Here is a 606-nt window from a genome sequence, read left to right as displayed (position 1 = left end):
GAGAGTGTTGGTTGTGTTGTGGTAAGTCCTCGGCCGATTAGTACCAGTCACCTCCACCCATTACTGGGCTTCCAATTCTGGCCTATCAACCCCATGGTCTGTAGGGGGCCTTAACCACGCAAAGGTGGTGAGAAACCTCATCTTGGAACGGGCTTCCCGCTTAGATGCTTTCAGCGGTTATCCCTTCCGAACGTAGCCAACCAGCAATGCTCCTGGCGGAACAACTGGCACACCAGAGGTTCGTCCGTCCCGGTCCTCTCGTACTAGGGACAGAATTCCTCAAGTTTCTTACGCGCGCGGCGGATAGAGACCGAACTGTCTCACGACGTTCTAAACCCAGCTCGCGTGCCGCTTTAATGGGCGAACAGCCCAACCCTTGGGACCTACTCCAGCCCCAGGATGCGACGAGCCGACATCGAGGTGCCAAACCATCCCGTCGATATGGACTCTTGGGGAAGATCAGCCTGTTATCCCCGGGGTACCTTTTATCCGTTGAGCGACACCACTTCCACTCGTAGGTGCCGGATCACTAGTCCCGACTTTCGTCCCTGCTCGACATGTACGTCTCACAGTCAAGCTCCCTTGTGCACTTACACTCAACACCTG

Annotated in this window: 1 rRNA gene; it reads right to left on the bottom strand. The window is 55.8% G+C overall.

From position 1 onward, the window contains the following. Positions 1–17: 17 nt before the first annotated feature. A 23S ribosomal RNA gene (locus IEW22_RS19865) occupies positions 18–606 on the bottom strand; the annotation flags it as partial.

The sequence above is a fragment of the Gordonia jinhuaensis genome (genome assembly GCF_014639795.1).
GTDB lineage: Bacteria > Actinomycetota > Actinomycetes > Mycobacteriales > Mycobacteriaceae > Gordonia_B > Gordonia_B jinhuaensis.
This window is presented reverse-complemented; position numbering and strand designations above follow the sequence as displayed.